The following is a 17,150-nucleotide window of genomic DNA, read 5'->3' on the forward strand; positions in this document are numbered from 1 at the left end:
GTTAATATTTGATGTTTGTCATTGATTTCTACGCCGTTGCCGGCGCTGATTATGAAGGTTTCTACGTCGCAGCCGTTTCAAATTGTTTATTCGCTGCTCGAACACGAATACTTAGGCTATTTGTTTGAATCGTACGTGGTGCAGCGCAACCCGCGCGGACAACTAACCCTTCAGCATCAGACCGTTTCGGTTAAAAATGCCCCCGAATTTGCTGCCGGTCTCGACGCAATCGATTTCGAATTGATTGCTCTCACCGACCAGATTCAGCAGGATTGCGTCATTAAAGAGTTCTGGCCCAAAAAGACTACCCCCGCCGATTTCTTTTTCAAAATCTATGACCCTGAAAAGGGCGACAAAAGCCTACAGGAGCAGATAGCCCGCTACGTGCAGGAGCGCATGAGGCAGATTCTGGCGCGTCTGGGGGGCAAATGTGTCTTCATTATGGGCAAAGACGGTGAGCCAACTTGGCGCGAAATAAGTATGGCCGATGAGCCCGCGTCAGTGCTTTTCCACTTCCGCCGTAACGAGGATAATACCCACTATTTCCCCACTATCCAGTACAAGGGGCAAAAGCTGGATTTTCAGTTTAAGAATGCCGTAGTCGTAAGCGCGCAGCCCGCGTGGCTGATGGTTAGCGATGTACTCTATAGCTTCCGCAATGATGTGGATGGCAAGAAGCTGCAACCCTTTCTGAATAAGAAGTTTATCGTCATTCCACGTCAGGTAGAAGACAGCTACTTTCAACGCTTCGTGGCTCCGCTAGTCGAGTCATTCGATGTGCACGCACGCGGCTTTGATATTCGCTCGGAGCGCTATGTAGCCCGGCCTCAGCTCACCTTTTCCGATGTGCCTGGCGTGTTGGTCGTAACGGAGGAAGCGCCGCGCGCTGGTGCTCGCAATGGAAATTTGCCCCCCAGTGCCAGCACTACCGTTTCTTCCGGCCACATTCACTTCGATCTTTCCTTCCGCTACGGCGACCACACCGTGCCGAATAGCTTCGATAAGCGGGTGAGCGTAAAGCTGGAAAAAACCGCCGATAGCTACATTTTTCATCGCCTCATTCGCAACATCGACCACGAGGAGGCCATGATAAAAGAACTCGCTGACCGCGCGCTGGAAGTGCGCAATGGCCGCGCGGTGCTGGAAAAAGCCACCGCGTTTCGTTGGCTGCACAGCCACGCCGAAGAGTTGTCGCGCCTTGGATTTACGGTGCAGCAAAGCACTACATCAGGCAAAGACTACTTCATTGGCGCCATTACGGTAGAGGTCGGCATCACCGAGTCCAACGACTGGTTTGATGTACACGGCACGGTTCGCTTCGGAGAGTTCGAAATTCCTTTCGTAAAGCTGCGCTCCTACATTCTGGGCCGGCGCCACGAGTACCGGCTGCCTAACGGCCAGATTGCCATCATTCCGGAAGAGTGGTTTTCGCAATACTTGGAGCTTTTCGCGTTTTCGGAGGAAAACGATAACACGCTTACACTGCGCAAACATCATTTGGCCTTAGTCTCGGACTTGCAAAATGGTAACCTGGCCACCGTGACTATGTCGCGGAAGCTGGAAAAGCTGCGCGGCTTCGAAACGGTGGAAGAACAGGCTATGCCTGCTGGGTTTAAAGGCAAATTGCGCCCTTATCAGAAGGCCGGCTACGACTGGCTGCACTTCGTGAAAGACTATGGTTTCGGTGGCTGCTTAGCCGATGACATGGGCCTAGGTAAAACCATTCAAACCCTGGCTTTGCTTCTTCAGCGCAAAGAAAGCGGCGATAGTTCTGGCTCGGCTTCGCTACTCGTAATGCCTACCTCATTGGTTTTCAACTGGATGAGCGAAGCCTTTAAGTTTGCGCCTAGCTTGCGTTTGCTTATTTACACGGGTACCTACCGCGACAAAAACGTAGAGCAATTCTCGGACTACGATGTGGTGCTAACCAGCTACGGCATCGTGCGCCTCGATGCGGAGCTCCTCAAAACCTACAAGTTCGACTACGTGATTCTGGACGAGTCGCAGGCTATCAAAAACCCTTCGTCTACCACATCACAGGCAGTACGCGGGCTGCACTCGCGCCATCGGCTTATTCTGACTGGTACGCCGGTTGAGAACAGCACGATGGACTTGTGGTCGCAGATGTCATTTATCAATCCCGGCTTGCTGGGCTCGCAGGCGTTTTTCCGCAAGGAGTTTCTTAAGCCCATTGAAAAAGGCAAAGACGAAACCCGCACTCGAAAGCTCCATGCGCTTATCAAACCCTTTATTCTGCGGCGCCATAAAGCACAGGTAGCTAAAGAGTTGCCGGAGAAGATAGAGCACCTAAGTTACTGCTCCATGACGGATGAACAGGCGCAGTGCTACGAGGAAACCAAGAGCTTCTACCGCAATAAGATTCTGCGCAATATTGAAGAGCACGGCACGGCTAGCACGCAGTTTATGCTGCTGCAAGGCCTGACGAAGCTACGCCAGATTGCCAACCATCCGCGCATGGCCGACGAAACCTACGAAGCAGAATCGGGCAAGCTGCGCGAAGTAGTGCGCATGATTCGGAGCGTGGTAGCAGAGGGCCACAAGGTGTTGGTGTTTAGCCAGTTTGTGAAGCACCTCGATATTGTGCGGGCTTCACTTGATGAAAAGCAAATTGAGTACGCTTATCTCGATGGCAACACCCGTGACCGGCACAAGGAAGTTGCCCGTTTCCAGGAAACCGAGGATTTGCGGGTCTTTCTTATTTCGCTGAAAGCTGGTGGCGTCGGCCTCAATCTTACCGCCGCCGATTATGTGTTTATTCTCGACCCGTGGTGGAACCCGGCCGTGGAAGCACAGGCCGTTGACCGCGCCCACCGCATAGGCCAGCAGCGAACCGTGTTTACCTATAAGTTTATCTCAAAGAACACGGTAGAAGAGAAGATCCTGGCTTTGCAGAATAAGAAAATTCAACTCGTCACGGACTTGATTTCAACCGACGAGACAATTATCAAGAGCCTGACGAAAGAGGATATTGAGGAGCTGCTAGGCTAGGCAGAACGGTACAATTGTTTGTTTTGTCCCCACATATTGTGTTCTGCGAGCAGCTCAATGCGGCAGCTTTTCGCGCAGGGCACTGTAAGTCCAGGTGCCAGCCAGAGCAGCCAAGATCATGACGGTGGCTGCGGCGACGCCGCTCCCTAGTTGCGCAAACAATGGACCCGGGCAAGCCCCCGTGATGGCCCAGCCCACGCCGAAAGTGATGCCGCCAATCCAGGTGCCATGGCTATATTTTTTGTCCGCAATGGCGATGGTCTCTCCGTTAATGGTCTTGAGGTGGTTGCGCTTGATGAGCTGAATAGAAATCAGGCCCACGAGAACAGCCGTGGCCATGATACCATACATGTGAAAGCTTTGGAAACGGAACATCTCCTGAATCCGAAACCAGCTGACGGCTTCGCTTTTGGTGAGAATTAGGCCGAACACAACGCCCAGCATTAGGTATTTGAGGTTTTTCATGACGGATTGCGTGTTAAAATAGGAGCGGGTAGATAACCCAGGTCATGAGCAGGCCGCCCACGAAAAAGCCGATAACCGCGACCAGCGATACCCACTGCAAATTGGAGAGGCCCGAAATGGCGTGACCCGAAGTGCAGCCACCGGCGTAGCGCGTACCGAAGCCGACCAAAAAGCCCCCCAGCACCAAAAACACCCAGCCTTTCCAGTTCGCTAGGTTATCCAGCGCAAACAACTCGCGGGGCAGCAAGCCGGTGAAGTCAGTCAGGCCCAGCTCAGCTTTCAGGTCGCGGACTGTTTCGGCCGAGATGGCAATGGTATCGGGGTGGCCGAGCACCTGATAGCCTAAAAAGCCCCCCACCGCAATACCGAGCACAAAAAACAGGTTCCAGGTTTCGGCCCGCCAGTTATAAGTCAGGAAGGGAATACCGGCCGGCACGCAGGCGGCACACACATGGCGCAGTGAGGAGCTGATGCCTAGGGCTTTGTTGCCGAGCAGCAGCAGAGCTGGAACCGTAAGGCCAATCAGTGGCCCCGCCACGTACCAGGGCCAAGGCTGGCGAAGTAAGTCAAGCATAAGAAAAAACTAGATGGTTAATACTCTCTGTCGCCACCCACGGCAAATGAGTGGTCAGAAGATAGAGTAGGTTAAAGCTGCCCTAAGAGTAACACTGGGACTGATGCGGGCCGCTGTATTTAGTGAGTGGCCGCAACTGGCTGGAATGATTTTACCTCTTCACTTAAATCAAACACTGGCGTGTCTACCAGCGCAGGAGCTACAATGCTGCTGCCCGCGGCCGAACGGTAGCCGCCAGCGCAGTGTACTACTACGGGCTTAGTGGTCGGAATTTCGCTGACCCGCTCGCGCAACACGGGCAACGGAATGTTCAGGGCGTCGGCAAACAGCGGCTCAGCTTTGGCTTCCGACTCGTTGCGGATATCTACAATGGTGTAGTTTTCTGGGTGAGCGCGAAAGGTGGCTACGTCCAGCTTCGGCATGGTGTCGGTGGTAGCAGGCGTGCCGATTAGCGCGCCTTTGATCAGCGGTTCATAACCGATTTTAGCGGCCTTCTGAATCAGGTCTTCTTGGGTCTTCTGATCGCCAGCTACTAGGTAAAATGGCTCATTCGGTCCGACAATAGAGCCCAGCCAGGTTTCAAATTTGCCCCCCTGCTGAATGTTGAGCGCACCTTCCACATGACCCTGCTTGAATTCGGCTTCGGGCCGGGTGTCTACTACCAGTACCCCTTGCTCCAGCTTGGTGCCAGCAGCTAAGCGCGGCACTTGCTGTACGCTGGGGGCATAGGCCGGGGCGCCGGCTTTGTTGAGGGCCACATCGTAGCCAAAGTATTTGGGAATGAAGGGCTGGTCAGCCAGTAGCTCCTGCACGAAATCTTCTTCGCTTAGCGGGCGCAAGGCATAATTGCCCGCTTTTTCCGCGCCAATGGTGCTACTGTTCGCGCCGCTCAGAGCCTTGCCGCAAAGCGAGCCCGCGCCGTGGGCTGGATACACCAGCACCTCATCAGCCAAAGTCATGAGCTTGTCACGGAGGGAATGATACATCTGGCGGGCCAACTCCTCGCGCTTGGCAGTAAGGTTGCCGGCGCTTTCGCGCAAGTCGGGCCGGCCTACGTCGCCGATAAATAAGGTGTCGCCGGTAAATACGGCTACGTCCTTTCCATCTCTGCTGAGCACGATACTGAGGGAATCGGGGGAGTGGCCGGGCGTATTGAGGGCGCGGAAAGTAAGTTGGCCAACGGTGAACGAGTTGCCCTCATCGAAGGCTACGTGGGCGTAGTCGGCGCCTACTAGCTTGCTCACGCGGATGGTGGCCCCGGTGCGCTGGGCAATTTCCCGGTGCGAAGACACAAAGTCGGCGTGGGGGTGGGTTTCAATCACGCTCACAATTTGGGCGTCGTTCGCCTGGGCGTAGTCGTAGTACGGCTGCGGGTTGCGAGCCGGGTCGATGAGCACTACTTCACGGGCACACTCGCTGAGAATAACGTAGGAGAAATGAGCCAGCCCTTTATCTTCAAACTGTTCGATTTTCATGAGAAAAGTAAACTAGTAGGTGAGAAAAATTTGATATTAATTAGTTGATAAACTGATGCTTATGGCGTAAAAACCAGCTCGCGCAGCAAAATAAACGTGCCCATAGCCAGCGTAAACCACCCAAATGCGGGCTTGAGCTTGGCTCCGGGAATGAAGCGCGCTAGGTAAGTGCCGAGCACAATACCTGCGAGCGCAAAGGCCAGAAAGCCGAGCAAAAATGGCCAGCCGATAGGGGTGCCGGCGCTAAGGTCGCCGGTGAAACCAATGAGTGAGTTTAGGGCAATAATGGCGAGCGAAGTGCCCACGGCCAGCTTCATGGGTAAGCGTGCCCCTAGCACCAGAGCCGGAATAATAAGGAAGCCCCCGCCCGCGCCTACAAAGCCCGTGAGCGTGCCCACCACCAGCCCAATGCCCAGAATCAGAGGATAGTTGAAGTCGATTTTATGGCCTAGCTCTTCGTCAAGCACTTTCTTGGTTTGCTTCACGCGAATCATTGACGCCGCGGCCACCACCATCAGAACGGCGAAGGCTACCAGCACCAGTAGGTCTTTGGTAAAAACCAGGCTACCCATGGTAAATAGCTCGTGGGGTATAGCTGGCAGCAATACCTTGCGGACGGCAAACACGGCCAGCAGCGAAGGAATAAGGAAGACTATAGCCGTTTTCAGAGACACCAGCCCTTTGCGGAAGTAGCCCGAGGCCCCCACCACGGAGGTGCTTCCTACTACAAACAGCGAATAGGCCGTGCTCAGCACGGGGCTCACCCCCATCAGATACACCAGCACGGGCACCGTCAGGATGGAGCCGCCTCCGCCCATGATACCGAGGGAAAGGCCGATGAAGATAGCCGCGAAATAACCGAAGTAAGGTAGCATTAGAACGTATGAAATTATGATTGATTGTTCATATGAATGAGTAAAAAAAGCCCCCCACCTTATAGAAATGTGCAGGCGGCCAGACACTGGATTACGTCGATTACTTCGCGCATCTTCAGTGAATAAAAAATGTTCTTACCCTCCCGATGGCTGCTCAGAATGCCTTTCAGCTTCATGCCCGAAAGATGGTGGGAAAGCAGGCTTTGCTCCACGTTCAGCTTTTCACTGATATCCGTAACCGACATGCTTTCGTGGGCCGCTAGGAGCTGCACAATAGCAATGCGCGTGGGGTGAGCCGTAGTTTTCAGAATGAAGGCCACTTTCTCCATTTTCTCAACAGAGAGGCCCATATCGACGGAAGCAGCAGTAGGGGTCATCATGATTTTACAAATGTATGATCATTTGTTCATGTATACAAATTTGCCCCCCATACTAGTTCCAAGAACGCTGAGTTCTTCATCCAACCAAACTCGCTGCGTGTAAGCTATAGCCCACAACAGCCCCGCCCAGTACCAGCCACGCCGAGTTGACCTTATACCGCAGCAGAAGCACCGCACTGACCAACAGAAGGATAATCGTCGGCGTATCTACAACCGCGGTGCGAGCCAGTGTGAATGACACAGCGGCCATAAGAGCCCAGGAAGCGGCGTTCAGTCCGTCGAGGAAGGCGCCGGCCAGAGGCGACTGGCGCAAACGCGCTAGCAGCGGGATGCTTAGTCCGACAAAAACGAAAGCCGGCAGAAAAATGCCCCCCGTAGCCACTAATGCACCGGCCCAGCCGAGCAGTACGTAGCCCACGAAAGTAGCGGTAGTAAATACCGGTCCCGGCGTAACCTGCCCGACCACCACTGAATCAAGCAGTTGTGCCTGACTGAGCCAGTGAAAGCGCTGTACTAGGTCGGCGTCGAGGAAGGCCAGCAGCACGTAGCCGCTGCCGTAAAGCACTGAGCCGATTTTGACGAACACCAAAAACAGTGGCCCCAAACCGAGCGGCGCGCTGCCGATGCCGTCACCTGCCCGAAGCCCAAAAAACGCTGGCAACAGAGCCAGCATTCCCACCGCTCCCATCAACAGCAGTAGCGCCGGAGGTAAGCGTTTGGTTTCCAGCGTTGGCCAGCGCAGGGCGCCCGTAACTACACCGGCACCAAACAGGATGAGTAGCTCGTTTACGCCCAACAGCGCCAATGCCAGCCCAGCACCGGCCAGCAGGTGCAACGTTCTGGTTTTGAGCGCCGAGCGCCCCAAACTCCAGAGCGCCTGCGCTACCACCGCCACAATGACTGGCTTTACGCCATAAAGCACGCCGGTGAGGGCCGGCAACGTGCCGAAGCGCACGTAGGCCCAGGCGAAGCCCATCACGATGAGCATTGCGGGCAGAATGAAGCAGGTGCCCGCCACCAGCAGCCCCGCCCAGCCGCGCCGTTCGTAGCCAATATGGATAGCCAGCTCGGTGGAATTGGGGCCGGGAATGAGGTTGGCCGCGCTAAGTAAATCCAGAAAACGCTCCTGGGTAAGCCAGCCCCGCCGCCGCACGACTTCTTCCTCCATCATGGCAATGTGCGCTGGGGGGCCACCAAAGGCCGTAGTGCCCAAGCGCAGAAACAGCAGCGCCAGCTCGCCAAGCGAGGTAGAGGGCTCAACCTTACGCATAGGTTACGGGTAAATACTCGGTTATTAGTTGGACTCCCGCACTCCCGATGCGCAGAGATAAAATATTGAGTAGCAACTCTTGAAATCTGGCATTGAGCAGCACAGTTCTACGAGGAAGACGGCTGGGTAAAAAAGGGTTCGTATGAAAAAGTCGAAACATACAGGGCAATAACGTCAAACCAGATGTGGGGCACAATTTTCCAAAAATGGCTGGCTGTTTTCTCTTCCCTCTGTGTTTTCTTCTTAACTATCTGCTTATGAATCGTAAAAATCTGCTGCAATGGCTGCCTTTCGCCATTCTGGCCCTTGTGCTACTCACCGATCTGCGTCCGATGGTATTGGGCAGCATACAGCGCGGATTGCTGGCCACTGGGCTGTGGAAGCCAGACCTCCCGACGTTAGCCGCTGGCCCGCCCACAGCCAACGCAACGGCCGCAGGTGGCGCGGCCACCTACCCTCACAATCTGCCGCTAGTTACGCTGGGGGGCAAAAATGTTAATCTAAGCGAGCTGAAAGGGAAGGTGGTGTTTGTGAATCTATGGGCGAGCTGGTGTCCGCCCTGCGTGGCTGAAATGCCGGGCATACACGCGCTGTACAAAAAGGTGGATAAGTCGAAAGTTGCGTTTGTAATGATTTCGCTCGACGAGAGGCCGGAAAAGGCACGGGCCCTGCTCAAGCGGCGCGGCTATACTTTCCCGGTGTATTTTCCAACGGGGACGCTCCCGGCACCCTTCAACTCCAGCGCCATTCCATCTACCGTCATCCTGGGTCCTGATGGGCAGGTTGCGGCGCGCCACGACGGTATGGCTGAGTATGATACGCCGGAGTTTAAAGCTGCGCTGGAAAACCTATTTGTTCCTGGCAGCTAGGCGCGCTACAGTCGTTGGCTATGCGCCACAAAGGGCTCCAGGCGAACGCGCAACGACCGGGGCGCAGGCTGCTCCGTCTCGTCGGGCAGGCATTTTACCAGTTCAGCGAATTGGGCCGCCGCCAACAGGTGCCCGGCCATACCCCAATGTGGATATTCGCGACGCGGCCTGCGGGTGCGGGTCACTGTTGTTACCTGCCGGTGCCGGGTATCAACTTTAATGCGGGCATAAAGGCTTTCTACCTCGTTTTCCGCGCCTTCCAATATCTGAGCAAAGTGCTCGCCATCATAAAACAAAACCCCAGTAATATGGTGGATGGAGTTGAAGTTGCGGGCGTGCGTAATTAAGGACTGCATCTCCTCGGCACTTAAGGGCGCCACAGCTCGGCTAACATAGATTAGTTGATAGAACATAGCGGCCCGCGCACAACAGGGCTTCGCCGCTCACCACGGCTGGGGTTGCGTTTGGATAGGAGAAGATACAAAATTGGCTGCACTTTGTTCTACTCAAGGGGGCACCTGAAAAAACGCATTTGGGAGGAAGCTGAACGGTTGCTGGCAATAAATAACAAAAAAACCCGAACCTTGTATATTACGTTGAGGTGTTGCGGGGAGCAAATTTGCCCCCCACGATCAGACAAGCAAACTACTTTACTGCCCGAGCCGAAACCTGTAGTATTGAAGGTGTTCGGTCAGGTAACGGTAGTGCCGACAGCGTAGAGTGTGTCCGTGCGCGGGCCACTATATCGGGTTGTACGCTCTCAGAAGCGCTACTATTCGGAGAAAAGAAAATTTAAATGAACCAGACTGACCCTTTTTGGCCAGTCTTGACGTTAGCTGTATATGTCAACATCCGTTAAGCGCCCACGGGCGCGCAAGCCCATTGAAACTACTGGCCCCGCAATGTCGCATGCCGATCACCTGCTTTCCCTGCATACCCGCGAGCAAGGTAAAACGGTAATGTACAAGCAAGACGCTTGGGGTCATGTCGAAACTCGCTTTGTACGCACCCAAAACGTACCCGTGTGGGAAGCTAAAGGCTTCACCGTTCGCTAATAAGCATCTGTCTTCCTAACTCCGCTTCCTGCTTCTATAGTTGAACCAGTAAAGCATTGTTTGCTAGCCTGCACCCACAAAGTGCGGGCTTTGTCGGGTTATGCCTAGAACAAAGCAAGTTTTATTCATTGGGGGGCTTTTTTACTTTGTAGGATATTGAAAGCCCATTTGACAGCCACGAGTGCTGCTGAAATACCGACTAAGCCAGTGTCAGTTTCTTTCGGCCCAATTTCTGTCTCTTGCTCTGCAGCAGCGATGGTCGGTGCTACATCCTCTGGTTTCTCCCGTGATTATCCGCAGCATTCCCCACTTCTGTTTGCAATACGATCAAGTGCTTAGTGTACTGCGCCTTGAATGGACAAGTGGTCATGATACGCACGCACTCCAACCCAGCTCGCAGCAGCTGCTGGGCCTGATCCGAACCTTGAAGGTGCGCCATCTGCTGCTTGATATGAACACCGTGCCGGACCTGTCACCAGCCGACCAAGAATGGCTCGGCGACCATTGGATGCCCGAATTGGTGACGCTCACGCTCGAGCGGCTGGTGCTGATAATCGACAGCTTCCGGGTGCATAATCAACTGGCCATCGATGCGCTACACGATCTGGTGCAACCTGGAATCCGCTTCGACGCCCAATATTTCACCGACTCTGAGTCGGCTCTGCACTGGCTTACCGATGGCTCAAGTCGCCTGCCCGCGCTGAGTGCCGAGTGGAACGTCCGTCATTATAGCCAGGCCGTGCACCTGGCCCGCTGAAGCTAGCGCCTACGATTATTCACTGACCACCACAGCCAGCTGATTATTAGCTGCATTTATAGCCAACCGACTAGCTTTATTCAGGCCCGGCGCTGTTCCAGTCATCTTCACTGGCTTCCAACCATCGCGGTGCCCGGGTCGGCAGGCATAAATTTGTTGCCCGTTGCTCATCAACATCAAGCCGTTTTTCGTCCAGGCCAAATCTTCCGATCCTTCCAGTGCTGGTCCCAGAAGCGTGATAGCCTTGGTGTTGGTATCAAACCGCTTGATTAGCCATTTGCCCTCCGGCGTTTTCTCTAAGAAGCTGAGCGCAGGCTGATTAGGTATCGGCTTCAGCGAGCGGCCAATGTTGCGGGCGATAATCGTGTCGCTCTTAGTGGCCAGATTTAAGTAGTGCAACTCGCTGCTGGGCGTTGCCAGCGCATACACCAGCAGGCGAGATTGATCAATCCAGACATGGTAGCCGACTTTCAGGTTGTTTACCAAAATGGTTGGTTGACCGCCCGCCAGGGGGTATTTGCCCAAATCCTGTTGCCCGTTGTCGCGCTGAATAATGCAAGAGAGAAACTGTTGATCGGCCGTGAGCAGGGGCGAATATTCCCGCTCACGCGTAGCCGTAATCTGCTGCGTTTGGGCCGTTTTGTAGTTGTAGGATTTCAGATCGGTGCGGCTGCTGTCAGTAGCGGACGAGTAGTAAAGCAGCGGGAGCGTAGGGTGGAAAAAAGGCTGGTTGTCGTAGCCTTTGTGCGGCGTAATGTTGCGCGGCTTAGATAGCACTACTGTGTTGCCCTTCACCGACAAGTCTACCAGATAAATGTCGGTATCTACCTGCGCCGAAGCCAGGGAAGGGAAAAGGCAGCAGAGAAGGAGGAGGAGTCGGTTCATCAGATCAAGGCTAAGAAAAGTGAAAGTAAGGCTAGTTCACGAAATATGGCTTTTTGCGCGGAGCCGCTTACCTTGTTCATGGTTGCGCCCCCTTTGTGCCCGGCTGTTGAGATGAAAAAACGATATACGGCTAGCCTGCTTTTGCTTTTGACACTAGCAGCATTCGCAGGTCCCGATGCAGGTGTGCAAAAAGTTCGGCGATACCGCCAAACCCACGAACTGCCGCTGCTGACGGAGTACATGCAGTTTCTGGCCATCCCAAACGTGGCTGCGGACAGTGCCAATCTGCGCGAAACGGCCCGCTTCATTCTGGGTATGATGCAGAAGCGGGGCATCAAGGGGCAGCTATTGCAGGCGAAGACGCCTGGTGTGCCACCCGCGGTGTATGGCGAGGTGCGTACGCCCGGTGCCAAGCGCACCATTGTATTTTATGCGCACTACGATGGGCAGCCGGTCAATGCCGCGCAGTGGGCCAGCGGGCTGAGTCCGTTCAAGCCTCAGCTAACCAACGCCGCCTTGGCTCAAGGGGGGCAATTTATACCGCTAATGCAGGCTGGGGAAACATCCAAGCCCGACTGGCGCCTCTATGCCCGCAGCAGCTCCGATGACAAAGCCGGAGTGATGGCCATTTTAGCGGGCTATGAAGCCTTGGTGCAAAGCAAGCAGCGGCCCGGCGTCAACATCAAATTCTTTTTCGAAGGAGAAGAAGAGAAAGGCTCGCCGCACCTGAGCGAGATTGTGGAAAGCAACCGCGCGCTGCTCGCCTCCGACCTCTGGATTATTTGCGATGGTCCCGTGCATCAATCGGGGCAAAAGCAGGTGGTATTCGGGGCCCGCGGCGACGTGAATATCGGCCTGACCGTGTACGGCCCGAAGCGACCTTTGCACAGCGGGCACTACGGCAATTGGGCTCCCAATCCAGCACTTCTGATGGCCCAGTTGCTGGCTTCTATGAAGGATAGCACCGGCCGCGTGACCATAGCTGGCTTCTACGACGACGTAACACCGCTTACCGCCAAGGAGCAGCAAGCCCTGCGCCGCGTGCCCAACCTCGACGCGCAGATACAGCAGGAGCTAGGCTTTGCCCGAGCCGATGGTGGGGGGCAAAGTTTGAATGAATTAATTAATCAGCCCTCCTTAAATGTAAATGGCATGCGCAGTGCCAATGTGGGGGCGCAGGCGGCCAACGTGATTCCTACCACTGCCGAGGCAACGCTAGATTTGCGCCTTGTACTGGGCAATGATTGGGAGCGGCAGGTAGCGAAAGTGGTCAGCCACATTCGACGCCAGGGCTTTTTCGTGACAACCCAAGAGCCTACCGACGCCGAGCGCGCCCGCTATTCGCGCATTGTGCGCCTGACGCCGCATACGGGCTACAATGCGGAGCGCACTTCCATGGATTTGCCCATCGCTCAGGAAGTAGTGGCCGCTGTGCAACGTACAAGCACGCAGCCGGTGGTGCAGGTGCCTACCTCCGGCGGCAGCTTACCCTTGCACGTGTTCAAAAAAATAAACGCGACCACACTCACCGTGCCCGTTGCCAACTACGACAACAATCAGCACGCCGAAAACGAGAATATTCGCTTGGGCAACCTTTGGGATGGCATAGAGACTATGGCCGCCATCATGCAGCTAAAGTAAGCTGGCTGTGGAGCTACAGGAGCTCCTTTTGCATACAAACGCTGTTCTCGACGCCCGCGTACTGCCCGTAATTGGGGATGCGCCGGTAGCCGCTTCTGTTGTAAAGTCGAATGGCTTCGGGTTGTTTCATCCCTGTTTCCAATACGCAGCCTTTGTAGTTTAATTCCTCGGCCCAGCGCTCCAGTTCCGCTAGAATAGCGGCCGCAACCCCCTGGCCTCGCCAATCGGGCTGTACATACATGCGCTTGATTTCCACTAGCTCGCCGCTGAATTCCTTGAACGCCCCGCACCCAATCGGCACTTCCTGCTGATACGCGACCACCACGTGCTTAATGGCGTCGACCTTGTTGAACTGGGCATAAAAGGCATGGTCGGCACCGTCGCGTTCCCCCAAGTCGTGGTCGAGTAGTTGTACCAGTGCTCGAAAATCGGGATTGTCGGAGGTGGTCCGGATAAGGCGTAGCATAGCGATAGAGGTTGTTGCGGGCGAAGCGGCTGTCATAAGAATTGCCCCCCAAGGTGCAATACATTCGTTTTTTAGGCTTTGGCTTCCTTCCTTTTAAAGTAAAAGTAGAACGGCACACTCGTCAGCATCAGGGCAAGGCCCATGAGGGACTGCTGAGGTTGGGTAACGATGGTGTTCACAGTCAACGCCAGGGCAAACAGCAAGATGATGAGCTGAATAACGGGGTAGCCAGTTACATGCACTGTTATTTTGCCTTGGCGCTTCAGCTTCAGCACTGCCACTGCTAGTAGGCCATAGAAAAGGAAATTGCCGAAGATAACTAAGTCGGTCAGCCGATCGAAGGTGCCGGAAAGAACCAGCAGGCAACTCCACGCGCAGGTGTACAGCAGTGCCACGTGGGGTGTCCGGTAGCGCGGATGCACTGCTCTGGCTTGGGCAAAGAAGAAGCGCTCCTGCGCCATGCGGAAGTAAACGCGGCTATGGGAAAGCAGTACGGTATTTAGGGACCCGAATACGCTGATCATAATTAAAACTAGAATCCACGTTTTGCCGGTCTTTCCCAGTATAGCCTCGGCTACCACTGCTGCTCCTATCTCATTGGGACTCACTGCCGCCAGCGCTGGCAAAGATAATACCCGCAGGTAGGCATAGTTGACCAATACATACAGCCCGATGGCGATACTTACCCCAAACAGAATGGCTCGCGGCACATTGCGCCGCGGATTCTTCACCTCACCCGTAACGAAAGAAAGGTCCATCCAGCCGTCGTAAGCCCAGAATACGCTGAGCAACGCCCCGAAAAAGGCATTGAAAAAAGGCGTGCCCGCCACTGCAGCCGTGTTGAGGTTGGGCAACGGGGGTGGCGTCGGAGTTGGTGGGGTAGCCATAAACAGCCCCAAGATGATGAGCAGCAGAATACCCATGATTTTGGCCGCCGTGAATACATTGCTGAGTTTGCCACTGCCGGCGACCCCGCGGTAGTTTACCCACGTCAGAACGACGATGGTGCCAATGGCTAGAATCTTTATTCCTGAGTCGGCGAAAGGATAAATGAACTGGCCGATGGATACTTGTGCCAAGTGCTGTAATGGGTTTGGCAGCGGCAGCAGTGTATTAATGGTTTGCGCAAAGATGAAAGCCAGCGCGGCCACGGAGGCAGTACCAATAATGGTAAAGTCGCTCCACCCAAACAGGAAGGAAGCAAAATTCCCAAACGAGAGCCGCAGGTACTCATAAATGCCCCCCGACTCTTCCGTGAGAGAGGATAAACCGGCTAGGTTGAGAGCCCCGCATATGGTAATGAGGCCCGCCAGTACCCAGGCAGCCAATATCCAAGCTTCACTAAGGCCACTTTGGGCCAAGGGGACAATTTTCTTGAACACCCCGGAGCCAATCACAACGCCCGCCACGAGGAAAGTGCCGGTAAATAACCCAACTGCACGGATTAAAGTAGGGCCGGAAGCACTGGTCGGCCTAGCGAGTTTGTCCATGCATGAGGGCTAAGCAATGGTTAAATGATGGAAGATAAGTGAATTGCTCTGCGAAAAATCAGCATACAATGAACTAGGTCGCGTTAGTCAGCTTAATAATTGTTTGTTACGCAATCATAGGATAAGAAAGTTAGCCTGACAATCAGTTTTAACTACACACCACTAAAAAATGAAATCTATCACAAGTGAAATACTAAAAAATGCTTGTGCCATACCCTTCTCTGCCCTCGGAACAAGTGATTATATCTGCTGCCCTATTTGTAGTGAAATATGTTTTTGCATCTTTAAAGTTATTTAGTGTAAAATACTTTTTATTTTGATTATTATATATTATCAAATATCTATTATAAGAATAAAAGTTCTTTTTTCCATACGTAATAGTAGTCAATCCATTTTCGTTATAGGTTAATCTATTCGTTCGAACATCTGCTTGTGTATACATATTTCTATAATGTACTTGTAACGCTCCGGCCAGATCCCACTCACAATCAAATATAGGAGCAGGGCCTAGATATGGACATATACCGTCTAATATTAGTGTATTTTTTGCGGTGAGTTTAGGAACCGATTTCCGTAAAGAATCAAGTATCTTTAATTGGCTTATATATGACTGTGAAAAAAAAGTGCTAACTGTGCAATTTATGATATACCCAAATCCGCATAATATAGATGTGATAAATGAAAAGAAAAAAACTTTGATATGATTGTTTTTTATATAAAAAGATAGTAATCCAATTGATCCAAAAAAACAAGTTGCTACCCCGATTGCGGCCGTAGTTGTGACTCTGTTATTAATACCAGTAGGCGTAGGTTGTAAATTATTAGCAGTTAGAAATATCAAATATCCAGTTATATAAATTGCTGCTCCTGTCAAGATTGTAAGTAGCCAAAATCTTCTTGTGTAAGTTTGAATTTTAAACTGAATAAGATACAAAAAAATTATTAAAGACATAGCGCTAGCAATAAAGTATATTTTTTCGCTTGTACGAGTTTGAAACAAGTGCCATATATGTTTAGGTAGTTTAACTCCATATATATAAAAATCATTCATAGCAGCCGCTTTATACGCCTGGCTGATAGTAATTAAATAATTAGAAGTATATCCACCTATTCGCGTGGAGTATTTAACTTTAAATAAAATACACAATAAATAGATTGCTATGCTTGCTACTATCAAGCTTGTAGTTTTTACATTTTTATTACGTCCTTTCCACCATACTACAAAAAAATTTATGGCAAACAAGGGAACTATAACTTCATAGGCTAAAATAGAAACTGCTAGGCTTAATAGGCTTATTAACATCCATTGCCATTTACGTTTTCTGTCGCTTATTGATTCTATATATTCTATGCTGGCATATAGATTAATGAAGAAAAAACATGTACTTACGTTAATATTAAAGCTCGCTAGCCATATTCTAGTTGTGGAGTAATGAGGTAATAGAGTATATATAAGGGGTATTGTGAACGCCGCAATACGTGGAATTTGTAATTTATTTAAACTCAGGTAAAAATATATTACCAAAAGAATTAAGAAGAATAAATTGCTAATATGATAGCCAAGAGGTGAGGTGCCAAAAAACCAATATAATGTCGATAGTTGTATGATTTGGATGGGGCGAGTTATGAGGACATCTTTATATAATAAATAAAAATTATATATAAACGTGAATAGATTACTAGACTTGATATTAGTAAGTACTCCTAGAAAAGCCCAATCATCACTATAAAATCCTATATCAGAGAGAAAATATATTTGTAGAGTAGTAGTGGCAGCTACTAAGAATACGATGTCACATAGCCGCTCATTTTGATTGATAAAGCCTTTTATCATTTAGTCGTATTTAGTGCAGTTATGTAGTATTTGTAACCTTGCTCGGCCTGCTATAGGTAATCCAAGTCTTTGGGTGCTCTAAAATACTTGCTATTTTCTTCGCAC

General features: G+C 52.1%; 16 protein-coding genes. 5 read left to right on the plus strand and 11 right to left on the minus strand.

The window, feature by feature from the left end; genetic code table 11:
• Positions 1-51: 51 nt before the first annotated feature.
• Positions 52-3,009: a DEAD/DEAH box helicase gene (locus G7064_RS12240; RefSeq protein WP_166075123.1), complete on the plus strand. Its 2,958-nt coding sequence runs from the start codon at positions 52-54 to the stop codon at positions 3,007-3,009.
• 54 nt (positions 3,010-3,063) lie between these two features.
• Here G7064_RS12240 and G7064_RS12245 read toward each other — a convergent pair whose 3' ends face one another.
• From G7064_RS12245 to chrA, 6 genes are all read right to left on the minus strand, one after another.
• Positions 3,064-3,474, minus strand: coding sequence for a DUF6691 family protein (locus tag G7064_RS12245; RefSeq protein WP_166073792.1), 411 nt, complete (start codon positions 3,472-3,474; stop codon positions 3,064-3,066).
• Between the two features lie 13 nt (positions 3,475-3,487).
• Positions 3,488-4,048, minus strand: a complete 561-nt coding sequence (locus G7064_RS12250; RefSeq protein WP_166073794.1) for a YeeE/YedE family protein — start codon at positions 4,046-4,048, stop codon at positions 3,488-3,490.
• Between the two features lie 119 nt (positions 4,049-4,167).
• Positions 4,168-5,523 carry an MBL fold metallo-hydrolase gene (locus G7064_RS12255; RefSeq protein WP_166073795.1) on the minus strand — a complete coding sequence of 452 codons (1,356 nt, stop codon included), beginning with the start codon at positions 5,521-5,523 and terminating at the stop codon, positions 4,168-4,170.
• A 59-nt stretch (positions 5,524-5,582) separates the two neighbouring features.
• On the minus strand, positions 5,583-6,398 hold the full coding sequence (locus G7064_RS12260) for a sulfite exporter TauE/SafE family protein (RefSeq protein WP_166073796.1): 816 nt from the start codon (positions 6,396-6,398) through the stop codon (positions 5,583-5,585).
• Positions 6,399-6,457: 59 nt separating this feature from the next.
• Positions 6,458-6,778 (minus strand): ArsR/SmtB family transcription factor, encoded by a 321-nt coding sequence (locus G7064_RS12265; RefSeq protein WP_240935473.1) that lies wholly within the window; start codon positions 6,776-6,778, stop codon positions 6,458-6,460.
• Between the two features lie 76 nt (positions 6,779-6,854).
• A complete protein-coding gene (chrA, locus tag G7064_RS12270) occupies positions 6,855-8,048 on the minus strand; it encodes a chromate efflux transporter (RefSeq protein ID WP_166073797.1) in 1,194 nt (397 codons plus the stop codon).
• Between the two features lie 257 nt (positions 8,049-8,305).
• Here chrA and G7064_RS12275 point away from each other — a divergent pair, with 257 nt between their 5' ends.
• On the plus strand, positions 8,306-8,917 hold the full coding sequence (locus G7064_RS12275; RefSeq protein ID WP_166073798.1) for a TlpA family protein disulfide reductase: 612 nt from the start codon (positions 8,306-8,308) through the stop codon (positions 8,915-8,917).
• A 5-nt stretch (positions 8,918-8,922) separates the two neighbouring features.
• Here G7064_RS12275 and G7064_RS12280 read toward each other — a convergent pair whose 3' ends face one another.
• Complete coding sequence (locus tag G7064_RS12280) at positions 8,923-9,273, minus strand: BLUF domain-containing protein (RefSeq protein WP_240935474.1); 351 nt, start codon at positions 9,271-9,273, stop codon at positions 8,923-8,925.
• A gap of 486 nt (positions 9,274-9,759) precedes the next feature.
• On the opposite strand from G7064_RS12280, the gene G7064_RS12285 reads away from it, so the two are divergent.
• The gene (locus G7064_RS12285) at positions 9,760-9,972 is read left to right on the plus strand and encodes a hypothetical protein (protein ID WP_133274492.1); all 213 of its coding nucleotides are present in this window, start codon (positions 9,760-9,762) and stop codon (positions 9,970-9,972) included.
• 316 nt (positions 9,973-10,288) lie between these two features.
• Positions 10,289-10,729, plus strand: a complete 441-nt coding sequence (locus G7064_RS12290; RefSeq protein ID WP_166073800.1) for a hypothetical protein — start codon at positions 10,289-10,291, stop codon at positions 10,727-10,729.
• Positions 10,730-10,744: 15 nt separating this feature from the next.
• On the opposite strand, the gene G7064_RS12295 is transcribed toward G7064_RS12290, so the two are convergent.
• Positions 10,745-11,614 (minus strand): TolB family protein, encoded by an 870-nt coding sequence (locus tag G7064_RS12295; protein ID WP_166073801.1) that lies wholly within the window; start codon positions 11,612-11,614, stop codon positions 10,745-10,747.
• A 111-nt stretch (positions 11,615-11,725) separates the two neighbouring features.
• On the opposite strand from G7064_RS12295, the gene G7064_RS12300 reads away from it, so the two are divergent.
• Positions 11,726-13,255, plus strand: coding sequence for a M20/M25/M40 family metallo-hydrolase (locus G7064_RS12300; protein WP_166073802.1), 1,530 nt, complete (start codon positions 11,726-11,728; stop codon positions 13,253-13,255).
• A 13-nt stretch (positions 13,256-13,268) separates the two neighbouring features.
• On the opposite strand, the gene G7064_RS12305 is transcribed toward G7064_RS12300, so the two are convergent.
• The 3 genes from G7064_RS12305 to G7064_RS12315 all read right to left on the minus strand — a co-directional run bounded on the left by G7064_RS12305 (position 13,269) and on the right by G7064_RS12315 (position 17,045).
• Positions 13,269-13,721 (minus strand): GNAT family N-acetyltransferase, encoded by a 453-nt coding sequence (locus G7064_RS12305; RefSeq protein ID WP_166073803.1) that lies wholly within the window; start codon positions 13,719-13,721, stop codon positions 13,269-13,271.
• Between the two features lie 71 nt (positions 13,722-13,792).
• On the minus strand, positions 13,793-15,211 hold the full coding sequence (locus tag G7064_RS12310; protein WP_166073805.1) for an APC family permease: 1,419 nt from the start codon (positions 15,209-15,211) through the stop codon (positions 13,793-13,795).
• Between the two features lie 193 nt (positions 15,212-15,404).
• Positions 15,405-17,045: a hypothetical protein gene (locus G7064_RS12315; protein ID WP_166073806.1), complete on the minus strand. Its 1,641-nt coding sequence runs from the start codon at positions 17,043-17,045 to the stop codon at positions 15,405-15,407.
• Positions 17,046-17,150 lie beyond the last annotated feature (105 nt).

This window comes from Hymenobacter sp. HDW8, from assembly GCF_011305775.1.
GTDB classification, from domain to species: Bacteria; Bacteroidota; Bacteroidia; order Cytophagales; family Hymenobacteraceae; genus Hymenobacter; species Hymenobacter radiodurans.